Annotated in this window: 3 protein-coding genes and 1 pseudogene; 1 reads left to right on the top strand and 3 read right to left on the bottom strand. The window is 30.4% G+C overall.

Going from position 1 to position 4,452, the window contains the following annotated elements:
* A pseudogene (locus tag N3C_RS14475) lies at positions 1-823 on the bottom strand (hypothetical protein); the annotation flags it as partial.
* Between the two features lie 211 nt (positions 824-1,034).
* On the opposite strand from N3C_RS14475, the gene N3C_RS14470 reads away from it, so the two are divergent.
* Complete coding sequence (locus tag N3C_RS14470) at positions 1,035-2,765, top strand: hemoblobin-interacting domain-containing protein (RefSeq protein ID WP_074366701.1); 1,731 nt, start codon at positions 1,035-1,037, stop codon at positions 2,763-2,765.
* A gap of 20 nt (positions 2,766-2,785) precedes the next feature.
* On the opposite strand, the gene N3C_RS14465 is transcribed toward N3C_RS14470, so the two are convergent.
* Positions 2,786-3,349 (bottom strand): hypothetical protein, encoded by a 564-nt coding sequence (locus N3C_RS14465; protein ID WP_074366700.1) that lies wholly within the window; start codon positions 3,347-3,349, stop codon positions 2,786-2,788.
* An 87-nt stretch (positions 3,350-3,436) separates the two neighbouring features.
* On the bottom strand, positions 3,437-4,078 hold the full coding sequence (locus N3C_RS14460; protein ID WP_074366699.1) for a hypothetical protein: 642 nt from the start codon (positions 4,076-4,078) through the stop codon (positions 3,437-3,439).
* Positions 4,079-4,452 lie beyond the last annotated feature (374 nt).

The raw sequence follows: 4,452 nt of genomic DNA, 5'->3' as shown, positions 1-4,452 counted from the left end.
CGATAGCAGAAACCTCAGACTTGATTTCTTGTAAACCGAAGCTGGGATCAAATACAGCACCTTCGATAGCAGAAACTTCAGATTTAATTTCTTCTAAACCAAAGCTAGGATCAAGTACAGCAGTCTCGATAGCAGCTACTTCGGACTTAATCTCTTCTAAACCGAAGGTAGGATTTGTAACAGCACTAAGGATAGCGGATACTTCCGATGCTATTTCTTCTAAGTTGTTAGTGCCGTTTAAAATAGCATCTTCAATAGCAGCTACTTCTGATTTTATTTCTTGTAGACCAAAGGTTGGACTGAGTACAGCGGTTTCTATAGCCCGAACTTCAGTTTTGATTTCTTGTAAGCTAAAGGGTGAATTGAGCACTGCAAATTCTATATTTCGTACTTCTCTCTTTATTTCATTTAAACCAAAATTAGGATTACTTAATAGTTCTAAAATATCCCTAAGCAAAGCTACTAATTTTTGAGAATCACAGCACCCATTATCTAATTCAGCAATAGCAGCTTTTATAGCTTTAAGGCCATAGTAAGGATTGTGTACAGTATTTTCGATGTCTCTTACTTCTGATTTTATTTCTGGAAGACCGACTCTTGGATTGGTTAATATGGCCTCAATTCTTTCCAGAGATGCTCTAATTCTGCGAAGAATTGGTCTGTTATCTATGGGTGGTTCATTATTTTCACAAAAGTCATGATTATCATGACCACCACGACGATGTTCATCATTTTCGCAATTAGGTTCAGGAGAGTTACTATTTTCGTGGTGTTGGTTATCGTCATCATAGTGGTGATTATTTCGCGATTTTATCCTATCCATACGAATTCCTCCATTTGTATATAATAAAGAGAACACCCTGTTCTCTAGTATTTATAATATGTAATTGCTGTTGAATAGTGACAGAATGATAGAAGTTACTGTTTTGATTACTTCTAGTTTTTTCAATTTAATTAATTGATTTTTATAACAAGTGTCTCTCAATTACATAAGTTATTAAGAGATAACTTCTTTATGAAATGGGAGGATGATTATGGAAAATATAACAAATGAATCTAGAAACATAGAACTCAAGAGGGAAACTATTTCTAAGATCTATAATGATTTAAATGTTGCAGCACAAAATTTAGATAATTTATTTGCTTATGAGTTAAATCAAAGCATTGGTTTGGAAGAGATGAAAAAAATAGCTAATAGAGAAGTATCTGAGGTTGAAATTCGAATTATAAGTCTTATTAACAAAGATGATACTAGTAATATTTTTATCTTATCTTCAGATAAAAAAAGAATAATTTATACAGCTAAAAGAGCGGATGAAAAAAGATTGCATAAGCATGAGGCAGAATTAATATTAGAATTAAGTAAAGAGGGTCATAAAGTTGTAAGGCAATATTTGATTAAAGGAAAATATCTCAACATGTATATTAATTATGAAACTAAGAGAGCCTTAATAGAAAATGATATAAGGGCGTTAAAGTTTGCTATTGCAAATACGGACTTGATGAATATCAGACTTATTGATGATATTTATGGGCATAATGAAAAAATTAAGCTAAACCAAAGAAAAATTAATATAGACTTAAATAAACATAGGCTTCATGTGGACAGTATTACTATAGTGGATAGTGAGGTGCGTATAAGCAATGGGATACTGGATTGTTGTAGGGATTTGGGTAAATGGAGAATGAAGAATAATGAGTATATTTTTATATGGATTAAGAAGTTACAAAAATATACTAGTCTAGAGCTTGAAGAGGTGGTTGTAAGTAAGGAGGGGCTTGGTTATATTAGTGGGCATTTGGAAGAAAAAGTTGCCTGTTTAATTGGCTGTTCTTCAAAAAAGGATCAAGTACAAATAGATAAAATTGCAATTAGAAAGTGTTTTTTTAAGCTGAAAGGAAAGGCGCAAACTTATATTTTGAATTCTAATGCAAAAGATAACCTCATTATAAAAAATGATTTTTATGATTCTGATAAGGTTTTAAAATTTAGGGGAGAGTATCAATGGATAGGTGTTCTTATATTAGGCAACTATTTTAATAATGTATCAAGAAAGATCAGAAATATTATAACAGTAATACCTAATAAAGATAGGGGATATGTCAATATAAATGGCGCAAAAATTCAAAGAGTTAATAATGCAGAGATGCTTAGACTGAATGCTATTGAATTGGGAGAAGCTCTGCTCTATTTTAAGAAGAAATGTAATGAAAATACTTTTGAAGATGAGTGTATTATAGATATATACGGTGATGAAAGAGGAGCTTTCATTAAAAGTTTAAAGTATCAAGAGGGTCGATGGCGTGAGAAAATACCACCTAAGCTGATTCCAGATAGTGTTAATAATGATATGCAGCATTATATTAGCATAGGCTTTAGGCCACAAAAGGAGTGGACAGATAATATTAAGAAAATTATAGTGTTGAACAGTAAGGGAATAGTGCTAGGGAAGGGACAATACCATATAGATGAAATAAGGGGACTTATAACAATATATAATGTCTTTTTTGATAAGAATGGAAGGCCTTATTATAAATGCTTGCTGGAACCAGGTGTTAATTATATCGTTATTAAAGCTAAGGACTTTGAAGATAACTGGATATGCCAAACTATAAGACCAATTCAAATAGTTGAGGTTAAAAATGGTATGGGAAAAGCTGTTACAAAAATAATAGATAGGGGGATGTATGAATTAAAAGCTGCAGTTATTTCTAATGATGATAAATTTGTAATCGAAAGGCCTGTAAAAATAAAAATCAGATGATTGAATATATGCGATAAGTATTAATCATCTGATTCAATAAGCTCTATTTCATATAAACCATCTGGCACTGGGATACCGTCAATAGTCAGAATGTATAATAGCAATTCAATATATTCACCAGCTTTATAAACTCTTTTTGGTGAAAAAATACAACTACAAGATTGGTCTATAGGTCTGCTTACAACAAAACTGTTGCTTGTTAAATTGACTGGGATATCGTTAATTTTATTAAGCTTAATTTGATATTTACCTTGAGTGTTTCCAGGAATTAAAAAATTAGTTTTTCCACAACCTTTATCCAGTGCCATTGAAAAGTTTATTTTATGTCTGTAAGATTCAAAGCACCTATTTAATATCTGAATATAAAGAGTATCTGTGTATTTAAAAGGTTTATATGGTATAATACTATATATTTTTTTCTCCTCTTTATGTTCATAGAAAATATCAAATTTATGAAAGGGTCTTTCATTTAATAAAATAAATAGATCCTCCTTTTTTAACAAGGGTATGTTGTAAGGTAAAGCAAAGGATATTTTATTCAAATTAATGGAGGTTATTGAAAGTTTACGTGTTTTTTTAAACATGAACTTCATCCTTTATATCTTTATATAATTAATATATAGATTATATTCATAACTGGGCTGTATAAATATAGCCCAGTTTTATATTTTTTAGCTTTCTAATCGTGCATAGAAGGATACTTCGTTATTTCCAATAAGAGGTGTATCGTTGACATCCTTTAAGGTTACAATAACATTCACATTTAATCCTGTTACAGGATCCGGAATTATTTGAGCAAGATATGGTTTTGCAAATGTTACTGCAATACTGCTGTTATTAGGATCTGGTGGATTGTTAAAGTCATAGGATTCAGCAGATTCTTTATTAAGAACTACTCCATCAGCAGAATCTAATACGAAATAATATTTGCCTGGAGTAGACACATTATAGGAATAGGTTGCGCTACCTTGTGCATCAAGAGCTTGTGAAAAGTCTACAAACAATTTATCAGATTTATTACCTGTGTTTTCTACATATGCTACAAGGTAGGAAGTTACATCTAATTCTGCCCCTGATTCAAAGGTTACAGAATAGTTACCATTAGAAGCATCGGTGGTATCTAAAGTCCAATCAGCGGGATCTATTGAGGTGTTGCTAGATAATATGAAGTTTGCTTTAGCTAGATCTGTAACATTAGAGTTATCGGAAGTGAGTTTTACGTTATATTCTACAGTTTGAATTTTATTACTAGGATCTGAGGCAAGAGGTGTTACAGACATAAGAGTTAATAAATAATAATTTTGTGCAGCCATTAATCTTCTCTCCTTTGGTTTTACTTTATTGAAGGTTATAGAAATTAAAAATAACATCCTAATTTCATATTATGAAGAAATGTATCAAAATGTGTTAGTAAATAAGCAGTTATGTCTATATATACCAGCATTCATTTTCGTAAAACTAGTATAAAAATGCTGCTTAGCAATAAAGTTTACTTTTATAGAAAGCAATAATTAAAATTGTTTTTTATTTAAGAAAAAAATTTTATCAAAAAATTATTTTAAAGTTATTGACACTTAAAAATTATGGTGATATTATAAATGAGTCACTTCGGTTAACACATTTTCTGAAGTGATAAAAATAAAATTTAAAAGTATATTGACACTATATAATAAATATGTTAATATAT

It is taken from the genome of Clostridium sp. N3C (genome assembly GCF_900095445.1).
In the GTDB taxonomy this organism is placed as follows: Bacteria; Bacillota; Clostridia; order Clostridiales; family Clostridiaceae; genus Clostridium_AU.
The sequence above is the reverse complement of the archived record's forward strand: the minus strand, read 5'-3'. Positions and strand labels throughout refer to the sequence as shown.